20 protein-coding genes are annotated in these 18,033 nt (G+C 32.6%); 13 read left to right on the forward strand and 7 right to left on the reverse strand.

Going from position 1 to position 18,033, the window contains the following annotated elements:
• Positions 1-385: 385 nt before the first annotated feature.
• Both FHK87_RS10475 and hemH read right to left on the reverse strand, forming a co-directional pair.
• Positions 386-1,777, reverse strand: coding sequence for an MATE family efflux transporter (locus FHK87_RS10475; RefSeq protein ID WP_140592627.1), 1,392 nt, complete (start codon positions 1,775-1,777; stop codon positions 386-388).
• A 78-nt stretch (positions 1,778-1,855) separates the two neighbouring features.
• A complete protein-coding gene (gene hemH, locus FHK87_RS10480; protein WP_140592628.1) occupies positions 1,856-2,899 on the reverse strand; it encodes a ferrochelatase in 1,044 nt (347 codons plus the stop codon).
• Between the two features lie 320 nt (positions 2,900-3,219).
• Here hemH and FHK87_RS10485 point away from each other — a divergent pair, with 320 nt between their 5' ends.
• Positions 3,220-3,399, forward strand: a complete 180-nt coding sequence (locus FHK87_RS10485) for a hypothetical protein (protein ID WP_140592629.1) — start codon at positions 3,220-3,222, stop codon at positions 3,397-3,399.
• Positions 3,400-3,408: 9 nt separating this feature from the next.
• On the opposite strand, the gene FHK87_RS10490 is transcribed toward FHK87_RS10485, so the two are convergent.
• A complete protein-coding gene (locus FHK87_RS10490; RefSeq protein WP_140592630.1) occupies positions 3,409-4,299 on the reverse strand; it encodes an AraC family transcriptional regulator in 891 nt (296 codons plus the stop codon).
• Between the two features lie 200 nt (positions 4,300-4,499).
• On the opposite strand from FHK87_RS10490, the gene hemA reads away from it, so the two are divergent.
• From hemA to FHK87_RS10530, 8 genes are all read left to right on the forward strand, one after another.
• The gene (hemA, locus tag FHK87_RS10495) at positions 4,500-5,759 is read left to right on the forward strand and encodes a glutamyl-tRNA reductase (protein WP_140592631.1); all 1,260 of its coding nucleotides are present in this window, start codon (positions 4,500-4,502) and stop codon (positions 5,757-5,759) included.
• Entirely contained in the window at positions 5,752-6,666 is a 915-nt protein-coding gene (gene hemC / locus FHK87_RS10500; RefSeq protein ID WP_140592632.1) for a hydroxymethylbilane synthase, read from the forward strand. The genes hemA and hemC overlap by 8 nt, the downstream gene beginning before the upstream one ends.
• A 4-nt stretch (positions 6,667-6,670) precedes the next feature.
• Complete coding sequence (locus tag FHK87_RS10505; protein ID WP_140592633.1) at positions 6,671-7,336, forward strand: uroporphyrinogen-III synthase; 666 nt, start codon at positions 6,671-6,673, stop codon at positions 7,334-7,336.
• 67 nt (positions 7,337-7,403) lie between these two features.
• On the forward strand, positions 7,404-8,429 hold the full coding sequence (gene hemE, locus FHK87_RS10510) for a uroporphyrinogen decarboxylase (RefSeq protein ID WP_140592634.1): 1,026 nt from the start codon (positions 7,404-7,406) through the stop codon (positions 8,427-8,429).
• A gap of 1 nt (position 8,430) precedes the next feature.
• Entirely contained in the window at positions 8,431-8,922 is a 492-nt protein-coding gene (locus FHK87_RS10515; protein WP_140592635.1) for a DUF6973 domain-containing protein, read from the forward strand.
• 61 nt (positions 8,923-8,983) lie between these two features.
• Positions 8,984-9,793: an EI24 domain-containing protein gene (locus FHK87_RS10520; protein WP_140592636.1), complete on the forward strand. Its 810-nt coding sequence runs from the start codon at positions 8,984-8,986 to the stop codon at positions 9,791-9,793.
• A 35-nt stretch (positions 9,794-9,828) separates the two neighbouring features.
• Positions 9,829-10,731: an oxygen-dependent coproporphyrinogen oxidase gene (gene hemF / locus FHK87_RS10525; protein WP_140592637.1), complete on the forward strand. Its 903-nt coding sequence runs from the start codon at positions 9,829-9,831 to the stop codon at positions 10,729-10,731.
• An 81-nt stretch (positions 10,732-10,812) separates the two neighbouring features.
• Positions 10,813-11,415 (forward strand): hypothetical protein, encoded by a 603-nt coding sequence (locus FHK87_RS10530; protein WP_140592638.1) that lies wholly within the window; start codon positions 10,813-10,815, stop codon positions 11,413-11,415.
• 205 nt (positions 11,416-11,620) lie between these two features.
• On the opposite strand, the gene FHK87_RS10535 is transcribed toward FHK87_RS10530, so the two are convergent.
• On the reverse strand, positions 11,621-12,217 hold the full coding sequence (locus FHK87_RS10535) for a cysteine hydrolase (RefSeq protein ID WP_140592639.1): 597 nt from the start codon (positions 12,215-12,217) through the stop codon (positions 11,621-11,623).
• The gene (locus FHK87_RS10540) at positions 12,214-12,687 is read right to left on the reverse strand and encodes a nuclear transport factor 2 family protein (RefSeq protein ID WP_140592640.1); all 474 of its coding nucleotides are present in this window, start codon (positions 12,685-12,687) and stop codon (positions 12,214-12,216) included. Before FHK87_RS10540 ends, FHK87_RS10535 begins: the two co-directional genes overlap by 4 nt.
• A gap of 78 nt (positions 12,688-12,765) precedes the next feature.
• Here FHK87_RS10540 and FHK87_RS10545 point away from each other — a divergent pair, with 78 nt between their 5' ends.
• The 4 genes from FHK87_RS10545 to FHK87_RS10560 all read left to right on the forward strand — a co-directional run bounded on the left by FHK87_RS10545 (position 12,766) and on the right by FHK87_RS10560 (position 15,143).
• Positions 12,766-13,089 (forward strand): MerR family transcriptional regulator, encoded by a 324-nt coding sequence (locus tag FHK87_RS10545; protein WP_140592641.1) that lies wholly within the window; start codon positions 12,766-12,768, stop codon positions 13,087-13,089.
• Positions 13,090-13,308: 219 nt separating this feature from the next.
• Positions 13,309-14,085, forward strand: coding sequence for a GNAT family N-acetyltransferase (locus FHK87_RS10550; protein ID WP_140592642.1), 777 nt, complete (start codon positions 13,309-13,311; stop codon positions 14,083-14,085).
• Positions 14,086-14,179: 94 nt separating this feature from the next.
• Positions 14,180-14,674 carry a hypothetical protein gene (locus FHK87_RS10555; protein ID WP_140592643.1) on the forward strand — a complete coding sequence of 165 codons (495 nt, stop codon included), beginning with the start codon at positions 14,180-14,182 and terminating at the stop codon, positions 14,672-14,674.
• Between the two features lie 43 nt (positions 14,675-14,717).
• Positions 14,718-15,143 carry a hypothetical protein gene (locus FHK87_RS10560; RefSeq protein WP_140592644.1) on the forward strand — a complete coding sequence of 142 codons (426 nt, stop codon included), beginning with the start codon at positions 14,718-14,720 and terminating at the stop codon, positions 15,141-15,143.
• 24 nt (positions 15,144-15,167) lie between these two features.
• On the opposite strand, the gene FHK87_RS10565 is transcribed toward FHK87_RS10560, so the two are convergent.
• Together FHK87_RS10565 and FHK87_RS10570 are read right to left on the reverse strand one after the other, a co-directional pair.
• Positions 15,168-16,520 (reverse strand): sensor histidine kinase, encoded by a 1,353-nt coding sequence (locus tag FHK87_RS10565; RefSeq protein WP_140592645.1) that lies wholly within the window; start codon positions 16,518-16,520, stop codon positions 15,168-15,170.
• Entirely contained in the window at positions 16,520-17,884 is a 1,365-nt protein-coding gene (locus FHK87_RS10570) for a sigma-54-dependent transcriptional regulator (protein ID WP_140592743.1), read from the reverse strand. The genes FHK87_RS10565 and FHK87_RS10570 overlap by 1 nt, the downstream gene beginning before the upstream one ends.
• Between the last annotated feature and the right edge of the window lie 149 nt (positions 17,885-18,033).

The raw sequence follows: 18,033 nt of genomic DNA on the forward strand, positions 1-18,033 counted from the left end.
CTTTACCTAAAAAAATTAAAAGAATTTGAGATTGATATAAGATAATTTCAAAGGGAACTATTTGCTGTAAAACTGAGCTTGTCGAAGTTTTTAATTACTTGATTTGTAATATGTCTTCGACAAGCTCAGACTGACAGTGCGTCTCGTCATGCTGAACTCGATTCAGCATCTCATCAGGATTGGTTTTTCCGTTTCTTGTGCGACCCTGAATCGAGTTTAGGGTGACGCGCATATTATATTTAGTTTCCTCACACCTCATACCTTTATTACTTCCTCACAAACTCAAAGTGCCTTCGACAAGCTCAGACTGACAATACTTTTGTTTTTAAAACTTTCAATTTTCTAAATGTAGGAAGAGTTAGAATAAAAATAATTGTATTGTAGATTAAGAAGTTTCTGCGACAATAAGCTCTTTTCGTACCTCTTTGTTTAAGAAATATCCGGTAACAATAGTAGCCAATACATCTGCAATTGGAAAAGAAATCCAAACCCCTAATTCTCCATAAAACTCTGGCAATATTAGAATTAAAGGAATAAAAAAGAACCCTTGTCTGGATAAGGTGAGTAATAGTGCGGGGATGGCTTTTCCGATGGCTTGAAAATATGCAGCACCTATCAATTGAAGGGCAATAATTGGTGTAGCTGCAAAAACCCATCGCATTGGTGTCGAAGCATGAGTAAGCACATACTGATTTAAAGCCAATTCTTTTGCGGATTGATTAGGATTGTCGCTTAAAAATAGAGAGGTAATCTCAGTAGGAAAAATCATGAGTCCTATAAAAACCAAAGTGGCGACAATCGCAGCATATTTTATTGCTGTATTGATCGTTTCTCGAACACGAGAATAGTGTTTGGCTCCGTAATTATATCCGGCAATAGGTAAGAATCCTTGAGTAACACCAAACACAGGAAATAAGGCAAACATCAGCATTCTCCCAATAATGGCATATACAGCAACAAGACCTTCTTGTCCAAGATTGAATAAGATATTATTCATTAATAAATAAGTAATACTTACTACAGCTTGCCTTGCCAGGGTTACACCACCCAAAGAGCCAATTTCTGAAACAATATTTCTTTGCAGCCCAAAATGCCTGAAACTTAACTTTAATTCGGAATTCTTTGAAAAGAAAAACCAAAAAATATACAAAAAACAGGCAAGATAAGAACCTGTAGTTGCCCAGGCAGCACCATACATACCCATATCCATAAGATGAATAAAAATATAATCCATGAGCAAGTTGCCAACAGTAGGGATAATCATGGCAATCATAGCAAATTTTGGTTTTCCTTCTGCTCTGATCACAGTATTACCCATCATAGCAAACCCTAAGATCGGCACACCATACAGCACAATAGTATAGTAGATTTTTGCAGGTTCAAATATATCTCCTCTTCCTCCAAATTTGGGAATGATGTCATTGGCAAAAAACAAACCAATGACAACCAAAGAAACGGTACAAAGCAGTGTAAGTGTAATTTGGTTTCCAAAAGTTTTTAATGCCTTTTCTTTATGACCAGCTCCTAGAGCTCTCGAAATAATACTCGAACCGCCTATACCAATAGCCATACCGAGAGCTGCTATAAAAAATGAAACAGGCAATACCACATTAATAGCCGCTATAGCTATAGAACCGATCCAGTTTCCGACAAAAATAGAATCAATAAGAATATTTAATGACATAACTAGAATTCCTATCGAGGCAGGAACAGCTTGTCGAACCAATAATTTACCAATGGGTTCGATTCCTAAAGCTTCAGAAGAGACTTTTGCCATTAATGATATTGTAAAAAGATATTAAACTGGTTTATAATTTCAGGATATTGAGATATGTAATCAATTACAGTTTTCGTTTTATTCAGAAACTACAGCTGCTTCAACATCAACCCATTCATTAACCCATTTTGACAATACATCAGCCCAATCATCTCGTTCATTAAGGCAGGGTATTGTTGTAAATGTTTCACCACCAACTTCATGAAAAATTTCTTCACCTTCCATTGCGATTTCTTCTAAAGTCTCTAGGCAATCAGATACAAAAGCGGGAGTAACGATGGCCATTTTTTTGACACCTTCTTTACCCATACGTTCTATTGTACGGTCTGTATAGGGTTTTAGCCATGGGTCAAATCCTAATCTGGATTGAAAAGATGTAGAGTAGGTTCCGTTCTTCAGTTTTAAGTTTTTGGCTACTTGCACTGTAGTCATTTCACATTGATGACGATAGCAGAATTCGTGTTGTTTTGATCCTTTTTTGAAACAACATTTTCCATCCATTTTACAGTTTCCGTTGGTAATATCACTTTTCCTGATATGTCTTTCGGGTACACCATGGTAACTAAATAAAAGATGCTCATATTCTAAACCTTCTAATTTTTCTGCAATACTTTTAGAAAGTACTTCAATATATTCGGGTTTGTTATAGAAGGCAGGCAAGGATTTGATGGTAAGTTGCGGAAAAAACTCGTTTTTAAGCTCTTCTACCTTTACATCAATGGTCTCGGTTGTAGCCATTGCAAATTGCGGATAGAGAGGAATGGTAAGGATTTCATCTACTCCTTGATCTACAAGTGACTGTAATCCTTTTTTTAGCGTCATGCTTCCGTATCGCATAGCTAGTGCTACAGGGATATCAACACGTTCTTGAACTTTCTTTTGTAACCTTTCAGAAAGCACAATAAGTGGGGAACCTTCTTCCCACCATATTTTTTGATACGCAGCTGCAGATTTTTTAGGTCTGGTGTTTAGTATAATTCCTTTTACAAGAAGTGTTCTTGCCCAAAGAGGAAGATCAATAACTCTAGGGTCCATAAGAAATTCACCAAGATATTTTTTAACATCTTTTGGATTTGTACTGTCAGGAGAACCTAAATTAACAAGAAGAACGCCTTTACTCATAACGATTTTATTTTTTAGCAAAAATACGAACTATTCAGTAGGAATAAGATCAATTTATGATAAGACTTTTTGATAGCAGTATCACTGAATTAATACTTAGTTTTTAACATATAAAATGAATTTTGATACTGTAATTTAGAAATACGTTAAATTCTGATAAACTAAAACCTGAATAATATTATTTTAGTATTTTTAAAGTGAATTTATAGCAAGGATGAACTTAACTCAATTAAAAAAATGTATTTGTATTAGGTGACAAATAACATTTTTAATTGATTAAAAGTTCCATGTGATCATTAACAATAATAATTTCTAAACACATGAAACGTATTATAGTAGATGTAGAAAAGGACAAATTACCTTTTATTTTAGAACTTCTTGAGCAATTTGAATTTGTATCTGTTCTCGCTGATACTACAGAAGAAGACAGAGGTATGTATGATTCTATTGTATCATTACAAAAAGGTGTAGGGATACCAAGAGGAGAAATGCTTGATTAATTTAGAGTTTTAGCTTAAGCTCATAATATATTTTTTGGGAGTAGTACCAAATTTCTTTTTGAAAGCTGCTATAAAATGGCTTGCCGTACTGTAACCTACTTTTAATCCCACCTCATTTACATTATGACTTCCTGATGCTAGCAACTGTCTGGCAACCTCCATCTTGTAATCAAATAAAAATGTATACACAGGTTCTCCGTATATTTGTTTAAAACCATCTTTGAGTTTTTTAAGTGGTAATCCGATTTCTTTTGATAACTCTTGTAATGTAGGAGGTTCAGACATGCGAGAAATTATAATTTCTTTTGCCTTTCTTATTTTTATAACGTTTTCTTCGTCAACCAAAAAGGGGCATTGTTCTATATCTGCATCTTCTGGTCTATTAAAATATAAGCTTAATAACTCATATGCTTTGCCTTTGAAATATAAAAGTTTTATTGACTGATGTAATCCATAATTCATAATTTGATTAAGAACTACAGCCATTGATGGTGATATATTGCCATCACTGTAATATTTTTTATCTCTGTTGCCTTCTCCAAGAAAAGGGATATAATCTGCTTCTTTAGAGAATAAAGAATGGAATTTTTGTATTGAAATTAAAATAGTAATCAACCAGGAATCCGGTTGCATTTCTAGATTCATAGGTAAGTCTCTTTGGGGATTATATAATAAAAGAGAATTTTCTTCTTTAAGTTGTATAGCGTAGCTGCCGTTGTTAAAATTAAAGGTAATCCCTCCCTTAATACAAAAATGAAATTGGATATAACTGCTGTCAATTTCTCTTATAACTTCTTGACTTTCATTCGTTTCGTTTTGAAATTTAAGGATATAAAAACCATTCTCTATAAAGGTTTCGTCTAGAATTCCTGGAGCGTTATTTTTTATTTGAATTTCCATAATTGTAAAATCTTATTATTTAGAATAAGTCTAAATTATTAACATAAAAACCTTTCAAACCACCACAAAAATAGGAATATTTGACTGTTTTTATGAAAATAATATCATAAACAACGAATTTCGATATTAAAAATTCTTCTAGCGTTATTTTTTCTGAACTATCTAAAATATTTTTGTTGTGGAATATATAGAACTATTACATGGAGCCTCATTTAAGAGCGAAAGGAACGAACTTTTACACTATTGGACTGAGTTATAAAAAAGCGGATGCAGAGATTAGAGGTCATTTTAGTGTTGGTGAAGAAGCTAGAAACGCAATTTTAGATCAAGCAAAAAAAGAAGGAGTCGAAGCACTGCTGATCACCTCTACTTGTAACCGAACAGAATTACATGGTTTTGCACAGCACCCTTTTCAACTGATAAAATTATTATGTGAGCATACGCAGGGTACTGTAGAAGAATTTGAAAAAGTTGCTTATGTGCACAAAAATAATGAAGCTGTATCACACTTATTTAGAGTAGGTACAGGTTTAGATAGTCAAATTCTTGGAGATTTTGAAATTATAAGCCAATTAAAACAAAGTTTTAAAATATCCAAAAAAAGTAATCTTACCAATCCTTTTCTAGAGCGGCTTATTAATGCGGTTATACAAGCTAGCAAACGTATTAAGAATGAAACCGAAATCTCTTCTGGTGCTACTTCTGTCTCTTTTGCTTCGGTACAATATATTCTGAAAAATGTAGAAGATATTTCAAATAAAAATATTCTACTTTTTGGAACTGGAAAAATAGGAAGAAATACCTGCGAAAACTTAATTAAACATACCAAAAATGATCACATTGTTCTTATCAACAGAACAAAAGATAAAGCAGAAAGAGTAGCGGGGAAGTTTAATTTGGTGGTAAAAGATTATGCCAACATACAAGCAGAGATAGCAGATACAGATATTTTAATTGTCGCTACTGGAGCACAAAATCCTACCATTTCAAAACAATTAATTCATTCGGATAAACCATTACTTATTCTTGACCTTTCTATTCCAAAAAATGTTTCTGAAAATGTAACAGAGCTTTCTAATGTAACATTGGTTCACCTTGATCATTTGTCGAAAATGACAGATGATACATTACAAAACAGAAGGCGACATATCCCAAAAGCAGAAGAAATTATCGAAGAGGTAAAATTAGAATTTGATAATTGGCTAGAAACCCGAAAGTTTGCTCCAACAATCAAGGCTTTAAAGAAAAAATTAGTCACGTTGAAGGATACGGAGATCAATATACAGCGAAAAAAATATGGAGATTTTAATGAGGAACAGGCTGATATTATAAGTAGTCGTATTATTCAAAAAATCACAAATCATTTTGCGAGTCACCTCAAAGATGATCATGCCTCTGCAGATGAAAGCATAGAATTAATTCAAAAAGTTTTTCAACTAGAAAAAAACACCCTTGACTAAGATAATTCGTATAGGTACCAGAGATAGTGAATTAGCACTTTGGCAAGCTAATACTGTACAAAAATCCTTGCAAAATCTAGGATATAAAACGCAATTGGTGCCAGTAAAATCAACAGGAGATTTAGTATTAGATAAGCCTTTGTATGAACTTGGCATTACCGGTATCTTTACCAAAACACTAGATGTTGCCATGCTAAAAGATGAGGTAGATATCGCAGTTCATTCTATGAAAGATGTGCCTACCGCATTACCAAAAGGAATTGTAGAAGGAGCAATTCTTCAAAGAGCTAATGTAAAAGACATTCTTGTTCATAATAAAGGGATAGATTTTTTACAAACAACAGGAACTATTGCTACAGGAAGCTTAAGACGCAAAGCACAGTGGTTGCATAAATATCCTAAGCACAGCGTTGTAGACCTTAGAGGTAATGTAAATACACGCATGCAAAAACTTACTGATAATGATTGGTCTGGAGCCATATTTGCTGCTGCTGGATTAGAACGTATTCATTTAAAACCAGATAATTATATAGATCTGGATTGGATGATACCTGCTCCGGCACAAGGCGCTATGTTGGTCGTAGCCAAAGAAGAAGACGAGTTTTGTAGAGAAGCGTTATCACATCTCAACCATAAACCTTCAGAAATATGTGTACATATAGAAAGAGCTTTTCTAAGAGCACTAGAAGGAGGGTGTACAGCACCAATAGGAGCATTGGCAGAAGTAGAAGAAGATTATATCAATTTTAGAGGAGCGCTATTTAGTTTAAATGGAAAACATAAAATAGAAGTAGTAAGAAAAGTTAAAATAGGTAATGAAGAAGGATTTGGAGAGGCCTGTGCTAATCAAATTTTAAATAATGGAGGTCGAAAAGTAATGCAAGAGATTAAAGCAGAAATCAATTAGATCAATGAAACCTACTATACTTTCGACCAAAAAATTGACCATAGCTCAAAAAGAGCTGTTTCTTAATGCAGGTATAGGAGTAGTAGATTTTGACGCAATAACTATAGATTTGATAGCTTTTGAAGCCAAAAGTGATATAAAAAATGTAATCTTCACAAGCAAAAATGCAGTCAAAGCCATACAAAATGCTAAAATTAAGATCGAAAATTGCTTTTGTGTAGGAGATAATACCAGAAAATTATTAGAGACAAACGGATATAACGTCTTAGAAACGGCACAAAATGCTGCTGATCTTGCAAAAATCATTGTAGAAAATTACACAAAAGAATCATTTACGTTCTTTTGCGGTAACATAAGAAGAGATGATTTACCAAAATACTTACTTAACAATACTATTGCAGTTGAAGAAATAACAGTTTATACAACGCACCTAAAAGCTAAAAAGATCGATAGATCATTTGATGGGATATTGTTTTTTAGCCCATCGGGAATACAAAGTTATACCACTGTAAATAGAATTGATAGTGTTGCTTTTTGCATAGGAAACACAACAGCTTCTGAAGCTAATAAACATACTGATCAAATTATAATTGCAAATAAACCTACTGTCGAAAATGTAATTGTTCAAGCAGTAAAATATTTTAATCATAATTTGTCATCCCAAATATGATTTTGGGCTTTATTTTCAAACATTCGAAATATAAAAAATTCTAGTTCACACAAGAATATTAAAAGATATGATAAAAAACGATTTATTTCTAAAAGCATTAAATGGAGAAACTGTAGAGCGTCCACCGGTTTGGATGATGCGCCAGGCAGGTAGATATTTACCAGAATTTAGAGCACTAAAAGAAAAATATGATTTCTTTACTCGTTGCAGAACCCCAGAATTAGCTTCAGAAATAACAGTACAACCAATAGATATTATTGGTCCTGATGCTGCAATTTTATTCAGTGATATATTAGTTATTCCTCAGGCAATGAATATCGAAGTAGAGATGAAAGATGGAATCGGGCCTTGGTTACCTAACCCTATCAGGTCACTAAAAGATGTTGAGCAAGTAGTAGTTCCTGATGTGCACGAAGAATTGGGATATGTCATGGAAGCGATTAAACTTACCAAAGAACAGCTAGACAATCGAGTGCCTTTAATTGGTTTTGCGGGATCACCATGGACTATCCTTTGTTATGCTGTACAAGGACAAGGATCCAAAAACTTTGACAAAGCCAAAGCGCTTTGTTTTACAGAACCAGAAGCGGCACATCTATTATTGCAAAAAATTACAGATACTACCATTGCATACTTAAAAGCCAAAGTAGCTGCAGGTGTCAACGCCGTTCAGATTTTTGATAGTTGGGGAGGCATGTTGTCGCCAACAGATTATCAAGAGTTTTCATGGAAATATATCCAACAAATTGTAGATGCACTCAAAGAAGAAACCAAAGTTATTGTGTTTGGAAAAGGCTGTTGGTTTGCCCTACAAGAAATGTCAAAATCAGGGGCAGCAGCTCTTGGAGTAGATTGGACATGCTCACCTCGTAATGCTCGTTACCTTACAGGAGGGCAAATTACATTACAAGGAAACTTTGATCCTTCTCGACTACTATCACCACCAAATGAAATCAAAAAAATGGTAAAACAAATGATAGATGAATTTGGTAAGGATCGTTATGTAGTTAATCTTGGGCATGGTATTTTACCAAATATTCCGGTAGAAAATGCCAAAGCGTTTGTAGATGCGGTAAAAGAATATCACGTATAAAATGAATATCTGGAGGGTTGTCAAAGGGTTAAACCTATATCAACTCTACAGATTAGCAATACTCGCAGTACAAAATCCAATATTAGTTTACCCTACGATTAAAGTCACACGTAGAACCATGTTGATTTGTGATGATATGTATGGTGAAGCACATCATAAAAATGGTAAAGCAAATGCTTTCAGACATGCGTTATGGAATGTGTTAATCTGCAATGCAGCAAACAAAATTCATAAAAATGAGCAGAAAGCAGTGTTGTGGGCAAAAAAAGTAACGGATTTGCATGAGAAGTTGTGGCCAAATGCGCCTTTGCCAATGGCAATGGACCTACATAATAACGAAATAGGGCGAAAATATTTTTTGAAATGTATTAAGAAGCCAGAGAAAGAAGTGGTAACTTTTTTGAACGAATTTGCAGCAAATGCAAAATTAGTTTCAGATATTCGTGAAATACAGTCTCATACAGATAACCTTGTATATCTTGATGAAATTTAAGTATGCATTGAAACATTTTTCAATAAAATAGTACTAATAAAGGCAACCAAAAACATCTTATATGTTCAAAAATATTATAAATGCTATAAAAGCCTATTTCGGGAGCTTTAAGTTGATGTCAAAGCTAGGTCTCTGGAAATATTTTGGAATTCCTATTTTGATTAGTTTTGTTATCGGATGGTGTTATCTTTTAATGATCTATTTTTTATCAAGTACTTTGGGAGCATTGATATCAAAAATATGGATTTGGGAATGGGGAGCACAAACTTTTGCTACTATTAGTACATATCTCGGAGGCTTAATCATTTTTGCAGTTGGTTTGATCTTGTACAAACATATCGTAATGGCATTATCATCACCATTTATGAGTCCTGTTTCTGAGAAAATAGAAAAATACCTTTTGGGAGAAGAAGATTATGTGCCACAACAAGCATCTTTTACCAAGCAATTAGCAAGAAGTATTCGGGTAAACGCGAGGAATTTATTTAGAGAATTATTGTTTCTGATTCCTCTGCTAATATTAAGTCTTATTCCTGTAGTAGGCATTGTAGGAACAATACTGATTTTTGTAATACAAGCGTATTATGTAGGTTTTGGTAATATGGATTATACAATGGAGCGCCATTTTAATTATAAAGATAGTGTTCGGTTTGTAAGAAAACATAGAGGTACCGCAATAGGTAATGGGCTGATATTTGTATTCATGCTTTTTATACCCATTTTGGGATTGATCATTACATTGCCTATTGCGGTAGTAGCAGCTTCTACAGAAACGGTTAAATTATTGAAAGCAGAGGGTTTTTTGAAAATAGAACACACAAAAAAAGAACTTCTGGATGTAGAAGAACAACCTAAACTAGAGCAATCTTAAAATAAAATTTGTCTTTTGGACAAAAATTTAAGTAGATGAAAGATACATTTTATAAATACATACAAGAGCTTCAAGATAACATCACTACTACTTTAGAAAAAATTGATGGTAAAGCTACGTTTAAGCAAGATATTTGGGAAAGAGAAGAAGGTGGAGGAGGAAGAACACGAGTGATAGAAAATGGAGAGGTATTTGAAAAAGGAGGAGTAAATATATCAGGAGTTCATGGCGAGTTGCCAAAAACAATGCAGAGCTATTTTAATGTAGGAGATGTTGATTTTTTTGCCTGTGGCTTATCTTTGGTATTACACCCTAAAAACCCTATGGTACCAACAGTACATGCAAATTGGCGTTATTTTGAAATGTATGATAAAGAAGGCAATATTGTAGATCAGTGGTTTGGTGGAGGGCAAGATTTGACACCTTATTATGTATTTGAAGAAGATGCGGTACATTTTCATAAAACCTGTAAAGAGGCTTGCGACAAACATCATCCGGACTTTTATGCTGACTACAAGAAAAAATGTGATGCCTACTTTTATAATGCACATCGAGGAGAAGCAAGAGGTATAGGAGGATTGTTTTTTGACTACTGCAAGAAAAATGATCAGATGACTATAGAAGATTGGTACAATTTTGTAACCGAAGTTGGAAATAGCTTCCTGAATGCATATGTGCCTATTGTAGAGAAGAGAAAAGACCTTGTATACACAAAAGATCATAGAAATTGGCAAGAAATAAGAAGAGGCCGTTATGTAGAATTTAATCTGGTGCATGATAAAGGTACATTATTTGGATTAAAAACAAATGGTCGAATAGAAAGCATTCTTATGAGTCTGCCACCTCATGTACAATGGCAGTATAATCATCATCCAGAACCCGGAACAGAAGAAGAAAAACTAGTTAAAGTGCTCAAAAATCCAGTTGAATGGTTGTAATATAATTTTTTTTATTATATTGCAAGACAATCATTTAGGGCTTATCTAGATCAAGTTATATTAATTAACTAGCATTGCCCTATGAGAAAAATTCTACTATTACTTATTTCATTTACTATCATTGGATGTAATTTTTTGTCCGAAGACAAAAAAAAGTCCAGATTTTCTAAAAACACAATAGAGTTTAGAAACAACACTATCGTTTTAACCAGCAGTTACTCAAAAATAACGCCTGAGGAATTTAAAACCAGGCTTGATTCGGTACAGGATCGATCAAAATTTAAGAAGATTGCTTTAGACGAATTAAAAAAAATAAAAGACAAAAAAGTTGATTTTGAACTATTTGTAGATCAAAACAATGTTGAAAATTACGTTTTTATTTATAGCTGTGATTTTTATCAGTTTGATGAGCATAGAGCGGCTAGAGTTGTGCAAACCTTGAACGATCAATTAAAAGACGAATCCAATATACAAGAAGTAAGGTATAAAAGAATCCACGGTAGATTCTTCTTTACTCCAACATCAAAAGTCGTGAAACTTAAATATCTAAAAGCATATAAAAGCGATAGAAAGTTTCAAACAGAATATATTGTAGCTTCAAAGTCCGGAGGTATAGGATTAATAATTTCTAATCTTGAAGATATAGATTTTGAAGGTTCTGTAAAACGATTAGCGGTAAAATAACATAACCAATTAATTAACTGTACATTGCCAGTTTGACGACTATGATAAAGCAAATTTAATTTTGCCATGGTCGTCAAACTGGCAATTTATTTGTTTTTATAAAATCAAAAAATATATTTTAGTGCAATTCTTACATATTATAACTGTAAATAATAGATAATAAATTTTCTGTTGTTGATGCCATGAAGACAATTTATAACATTATTTAAAAAAGTGTATTAATAAATTCTTCGGTTGTTACATGACGCCCAAAGTGATGTACAATTTCTTTCAGAACATAATCTTGTTGTGTTTGATTAAAAGCTGATGTTGCATCAGATATTAAGTAGGTATTATAACCTTTATCATGAGATTCTCGTAATGTGCTTTCTACACAAACATGGGTTGCATACCCGACTAAGTATAAGTTATCTATTTTATTATTCCTCAAGAAAGTATCAAGATTAGAACTGGCAAAACCACTTGCTCCAGTTCTGCCGGTCACTACAAATTCGTTTTCATTTGGCTTTACAGTTTCATAAAATTGGCTGCCAAAACTATTAATCGAAAATGTTCCGGCGTTGGGGATAGCTTTCCTTAAGCCGCTTTTTCCGTTGGCCAATTCAGGATAACCTTCCTGAAAATATAATCCAACATGAATGATTTGAATATCGTTTTTGCGTGCGTAATGCAAAGCTTTTTCAATATTTGAAATAGAATTTGCCATCATCAATTCATCAGTAACCAATAGTTTTCTAAGTTTTCCTTTTGGATGCATCCATTCATTTTGCGTTTCAATTAATAGTAAAGCAGATGTATTCATAATTTCCAGGGATTTTCAATATGAGAATGGTAAATTTTAGTTACGATTTTCCATTGATTTTCAAATTTTAATAGTGTAAGTAAATCGGTAAAAACCAAGGTTTTGTTCCTTAAAAGTTTAAGTTTTACATAAGCAGTAGTTTCATTTACATCAATTTGAATAAACTCATACTCAAACTTTCTTAATTCATTATTCTCAGAATTTTTTTTGAAATCATCGACCATTTTTACCCAAGCATTCAAAGGCAACTTTTTCAACTCTTTTCCTTCTGCATAAAAAATAGCAAAATCAGAATGGTAACCTTCATACATAGCTTCTGTATTCATATCGTTTAACGCGCCATTTAAGTAACATTTTTCAATCAGGTTTCTAATCTTTGTTTCTTCCATTTCAGCATTGTTTTGTGCGTTGACATAGCCATAAACTGTTAGAATAATAGCAGTTAAACATATTTTGCTTTTTATTTTCATTAATTGTAATTTATTTACAATTTTAAATTAAGTACTTAAATTTTATATTTACAACAATTATTGTAAATAATTAACAAAATGAAAAATTCTGAAGAAGATAAAGACTTGTCTTTTGACTATGATTTCCTGGATAAATTGGTTGTCGGAATTGGAGAAGTATCTCAAATTACCAAAATTGCAACACGGCAAATACGATATTGGGAAGAAAAAGGGATCATTAAGAGTTTAACCGAAGAGGAAGGAAAAAATAGACGCTATGATTATAAGAATATAAAAAAAATGTTACTGATTAAAGAGCTTTTAGACGAAGGATACACATTAGATGCTTCTGCTGAAAAAGTAAAAAATAGGCTTGAAATGATCGAAGAAACATTAACTAAAATAAAAAAAGGGAATCATTAATAGTGTAGTGCTGTACAAGTAGCAAAAAAGTATTAAAAAGATCTTGTTAAGACTTTTCTATTTTTATATCGTTTTTTCATAATAATATAATGTATCGACCATTAGTTTTTGTAGCTTTACTTATAGGCTAGATATAAACGATTTTAAATACGCACAAATGTTTAATTGAATAGAGGTGCGAGTATATTTTATTACGTTTCAATAGTAAAAAACTACCCGGTGAGCACAAATTTTATACAAATTGATTCGACTAATATTGCAGAAGAACATATTTGTTGCGCTATTTCTGACAAAAAATGTGCAGACAGCTATCAAGCCAAAAAAGATTGGTTAAAAAAAGAATTCAATAACGGATATGTTTTTAGAAGACTTGATGTAAGAGCAAAAGTTTTTATTGAATATGGACCTGCTGAAACAGCCTGGGTTCCTATAACTGCAAATAATTATTTAAATATAAATTGTTTTTGGGTATCAGGTAAATATAAGAAAAATGGATACGGAAAAGCCTTGTTGAAAACAGCCATAGATGACGCAGAAAGACAAGGTAAAAACGGACTTGTTACTGTGGTAGGAACCAAGAAATTTCACTTTATGAGTGATACCAAATGGTTTTTGAAACAAGGATTTGAAGAAGTAGAAAAAATATCTAGCGGATTTAGTCTTTTAGTCAAAAAATTTAAAAAAGATGTTAAAATACCTAAGTTTAATGAGTCTGTTAGAGATGGTGAATGTTCAGAGAAAAAAGGGATTGTTGTTTATTATTCAAACCGTTGCCCATTTGCAGAGTTTCATGCCAGAGCATCTTTGGTCGAAACAGCAAAAAACAGAGGGTTGCAATTGAAAGTAATTAAATTAAAAACTATAGAGGAAGCCCAAAATGCGCCAAGTCCGGCAACAATTTTTAGTTTGTTTTTAGATGGTAAGTTTATGACAACAGATCTAAGCGTATGTATGGATAGTAGATATGACAAAGTGATTGGTAGATTGAAGAAATAAAAACAACGTATGTATTCTTGAAACCAAATCAATATAAGAAATAATTGCTAGTAAGATTTATAACCTATTAGCAATACCTAACAGTTGACACAAAATGAAATGGACAGAATTTGAATCTCAATTTGATTTGAGGAACCTAATAAAGAATTTAACCTTAGACTGCTTGGATAATTTTTTTAAAGATCATCAAGATGTAAAGATTATTGCTTTTGGAGCAGACTGTAGTGCCGCATATGGAGATGTTTTTATTTCTATACTTACAGAAAATGGAGTTGAGAATGTTCCAAAATGGAAAGAAGATTGGGAATGGATTGCCGAATGGGACTTCTGGGATCTAAATGGAGGTTTTGATGATAATGAATCGTATGCCAGCATGAAAGAAAAGCTAGATGAATTAATGTACGATCTAGAGATTGATGTTTTTGAAGAATTAGAAAAAAACTTTATGAATTCTGTTTGCGAGATCCTTATTGGTATTAAAGCTAAATATGATTCGCTAACTGAAGCAGAGCTTATTATACGAGATCATGGAGATATGACTGAAGAATCAAGAGAAAGAATAAAAAATGCTATTGCTAATAGTATATAAACCTAGTTTATATTTATTAATATTCGTTAGAAATTGAATACACATGAATGGACGGTCTGTTACTTTAAAAAGGTTTTTACTGTGTTTTGTCCTTATTGTTGTTCTTGGTTGTGCGCGATCCGTAGAACCTTCTATAGATAATATTAATACAATTTTTGCCTCAAAAGATTTTACCTTTGAATTTCATCCTCATCATCAGAGTAAAAAATCAATAAGTTTTAGAAGCGATTATTTGGTTTTTAAAAGTGATCAACCTACCTACCGAAGAGAAATAGAATACGAAGAAGTATTATTAATTAATGACTACATACAAAAAATTGTTGATCTGCATTCTAGCGACCTTAGTACCGAAACATCTTCATACTATGTGATTAAAAATACTGCTTACAAAGTTATTATTGTTCCTCAGCAAGAAGACTATTATTTTGATGCATTGCTTAAGACTTTAAAATTAGATCAAATTCAATAAAACAGGGCATAAGTGAATATTGATCTATTCAAAAAATAAAGAAAAAGAAGTTTCTTCATTAGGAATAGAATGTGCTGTTAGGTTTCCGCCGTGTAAATGCATGATCTGTTTGGATAAACTCAATCCGATACCTGTTCCATCTTGTTTTGTCGTAAAAAATGGAACGAATATTTGATCTAGAATATCAGGAGTGATCCCCGGTCCATTATCTTTTACTACAATGAGCTTTCTACTTTCTTTTGTAGTATCTAATATGATAGTAAGTTTTCCATTTTCAGTGTTTTTTAAAGATTGTATTGCATTTTTGCAGAGATTGATCAATATCTGAGTGATTTGTTTCTCATCTGCATAAATTTCTATACCTTCCGTTTTTTTGATAATCTCAAATTCAATATCGTATTGATCAATTTGTTGACTCATTAAGATTCTTACTTTCTCGATCAAATCATTTACATTAATAATTTTTTTATCTGGTACAGGTACATTGAGTAAACTTCGATATGACTGTACAAAACTCATTAAATCATTTCCTTGGTTTTTGATAACCTCTAATCCTTTTGCAGTAGTATTGATTTTGTTCTCATCTATTTGTTCGGTAGATACAATACCATCTTCCGTTTTATAATACCCTAAAATAGATTCTGAAATTGAAGTAATAGGAGTTACAGAATTCATAATTTCGTGAGTAAGTACCCTGATAAGTTTGATCCAAGAGTCTGTTTCTTTTTTGTCAAGCTCACTATGTATGTCTTGTATTGTGATAAGTGTTAATGATTCATTATTAAGAGACAATGCTGTAGATTTTATTGCAAGTTGTATCGTTTCGCGTTCATTAGTGAGGTTAAAGAGTTTTTGTTCAAAAGGTCTAAGGTTTTTAAAGAGTTCATATAACTTTACATCTACTTGTTGTAGTTGTTTGATATGATTTAGGGGACTATGATTTAATAAAAGTTCTATCTTAGGATTTTTATATAAAATATGCCCTTTGTCGTTAAAGGTCAGAATACCTATTTCTGCATGTTTTAGAATCTCTTGAAAATATTGCTGTTGTGTTTGATTGTCGATATGTACTTTTTGGATAACACTATTAAGAGTATTCAAACTTTTATGCAACTCATTTAGCGATGATACATTACCTTCTTCAGGAAAACGCAATGTAAAATCTTCATTTTTTACAGCATTAAAAAAGTATGCTATTTTTCGATTGCTTTGATTCAAATAGCGGATTAATAATATTGTCTCTACAATTAGTAATAGTAACACTATCGAAGACAGTAAGTATAATTTTTTTGATACCAGAATAGCCATCGCTATTGTAGTAAGAGATAAGATAAGTACTCGTACAATAATATTGATATAAATTTTTTGGCTTACCATTACTTTTCCAGTTTTTTAATTTTGTTGTAAAGTGTTTGCCTCGATATACCAAGTTGATTTGCTGCAGCGCTGTAGTTGCCATTATGCTTATCAAGGGCTCGATCGATCATTAATTTTTCCATCTCATCAAGTGTTTCAGGACCCTGATCCAAAGCTACTGTTGTAGCATTGCCTAATAAAAAATCTGCGGGTTTTAATACATTTCCCTCACTTAAAATCACAGCTCTTTCTACAGTGTGTTGTAGCTCACGTACATTACCCGGCCATCTATATCCTAATAATTTTTCTTGAGCAAAATTGTTGATCCTCAGAGAAGGTTTGCCATACTTTGAAGCAAATTTTTTAAGGTAGAAATCGGCAAGAACCAAAATATCATTACCGCGTTCTCGCAAGGGGGGGATTTCTATATGTATAGTATTGATTCTATATAAAAGGTCTTCTCTAAAGATACCTTCGGCAACCATTTGATTAAGATTACAATTAGTAGCACAAACAAGACGTATATCTACAGGTATAGTTTTATTAGACCCAACTCTTACAATCGTTCTGTTTTGTATGGCAGAAAGCAATTTTGCCTGAGTTTGTAGTGATAAGTTTCCGATCTCATCCAAAAATAAAGTTCCTTTATTTGCAGCTTCAAACTTACCGGCACGATCTTCTTTTGCATCGGTAAAAGCGCCTTTGCTATGCCCAAAAAGCTCACTTTCGAACAATGTTTCTGAGATAGATCCCATATCGACCCCAATAAATACTTCATCTTTTCGAGCAGACATTCGGTGTAATTCTCGGGCGATCAATTCTTTTCCGGTTCCGTTTTCTCCGGTGATCAATACATTTACATCGGTTTTGGCAACTTTTCTTACCAGATTCAGAACAGCGGTCAAAGCTTTTGAGTTACCGATAATAAAATTACCATCCTGATTAATTACCTGTTTAAGGTTACTTTCTTTTTGTTTGAGCTCTTGTACTTCTTTTCTGGATTTGCGCAGTAAATACGCCGATTTTATAGTGGCTAGTAATTTTTCATTCTTCCAGGGTTTTAATATAAAATCTGCTGCGCCTTCTTTTAGTGCTTTTACTGCAAGATCAACAGCTCCATATGCTGTCATCATAATTACAGCAGTATTAGGAGTCTTTTTCTTTATTTCTCTTAACCAAAATAAACCTTCATTACCGGTATTTACACCAGCAGAAAAATTCATATCAAGCATTACAACATCAAAATCTTTTAGATTCTGTATCGATGTGATTTGATTGGGATTAGATATGGTCTGTATATGCTTATACTCAAATTGTAACAAAATTTCGAGAGCACTCAATAAACTTTTGTTGTCATCTATGATTAAAATTTTTCCTTCCTGCATCATATATGATTTACGATATACGATAAAACTACAAATTAGAAAGAGTACAAAAAAAAAGGTGTAAAATTTTTTGACACTATTTGTATAAAAATTTTACATTTTATTTTTCTTCTTTCAAGTGGAATCGTTTTAAAATATTGATTTTCAAA

Origin of the sequence: Aquimarina algicola, assembly GCF_006443095.1 — a bacterium.
In the GTDB taxonomy this organism is placed as follows: Bacteria; Bacteroidota; Bacteroidia; order Flavobacteriales; family Flavobacteriaceae; genus Aquimarina; species Aquimarina algicola.

Coding starts and splice junctions, on each gene's coding strand:
- hemH (WP_140592628.1), bottom strand. CDS start 2,899: ATGAGTAAAGGCGTTCTTCTTGTTAATTTAGGTTCTCCTGACAGTACA.
- hemA (WP_140592631.1), top strand. CDS start 4,500: ATGGAGCCTCATTTAAGAGCGAAAGGAACGAACTTTTACACTATTGGA.
- FHK87_RS10540 (WP_140592640.1), bottom strand. CDS start 12,687: ATGAAAATAAAAAGCAAAATATGTTTAACTGCTATTATTCTAACAGTT.
- FHK87_RS10570 (WP_140592743.1), bottom strand. CDS start 17,884: ATGCAGGAAGGAAAAATTTTAATCATAGATGACAACAAAAGTTTATTG.
- FHK87_RS10545 (WP_140592641.1), top strand. CDS start 12,766: ATGAAAAATTCTGAAGAAGATAAAGACTTGTCTTTTGACTATGATTTC.
- hemE (WP_140592634.1), top strand. CDS start 7,404: ATGATAAAAAACGATTTATTTCTAAAAGCATTAAATGGAGAAACTGTA.
- FHK87_RS10535 (WP_140592639.1), bottom strand. CDS start 12,217: ATGAATACATCTGCTTTACTATTAATTGAAACGCAAAATGAATGGATG.
- FHK87_RS10515 (WP_140592635.1), top strand. CDS start 8,431: ATGAATATCTGGAGGGTTGTCAAAGGGTTAAACCTATATCAACTCTAC.
- FHK87_RS10555 (WP_140592643.1), top strand. CDS start 14,180: ATGAAATGGACAGAATTTGAATCTCAATTTGATTTGAGGAACCTAATA.
- FHK87_RS10475 (WP_140592627.1), bottom strand. CDS start 1,777: ATGGCAAAAGTCTCTTCTGAAGCTTTAGGAATCGAACCCATTGGTAAA.
- FHK87_RS10490 (WP_140592630.1), bottom strand. CDS start 4,299: ATGGAAATTCAAATAAAAAATAACGCTCCAGGAATTCTAGACGAAACC.
- FHK87_RS10530 (WP_140592638.1), top strand. CDS start 10,813: ATGAGAAAAATTCTACTATTACTTATTTCATTTACTATCATTGGATGT.
- FHK87_RS10520 (WP_140592636.1), top strand. CDS start 8,984: ATGTTCAAAAATATTATAAATGCTATAAAAGCCTATTTCGGGAGCTTT.
- FHK87_RS10505 (WP_140592633.1), top strand. CDS start 6,671: ATGAAACCTACTATACTTTCGACCAAAAAATTGACCATAGCTCAAAAA.
- hemF (WP_140592637.1), top strand. CDS start 9,829: ATGAAAGATACATTTTATAAATACATACAAGAGCTTCAAGATAACATC.
- FHK87_RS10485 (WP_140592629.1), top strand. CDS start 3,220: ATGAAACGTATTATAGTAGATGTAGAAAAGGACAAATTACCTTTTATT.
- FHK87_RS10565 (WP_140592645.1), bottom strand. CDS start 16,520: ATGGTAAGCCAAAAAATTTATATCAATATTATTGTACGAGTACTTATC.
- FHK87_RS10560 (WP_140592644.1), top strand. CDS start 14,718: ATGAATGGACGGTCTGTTACTTTAAAAAGGTTTTTACTGTGTTTTGTC.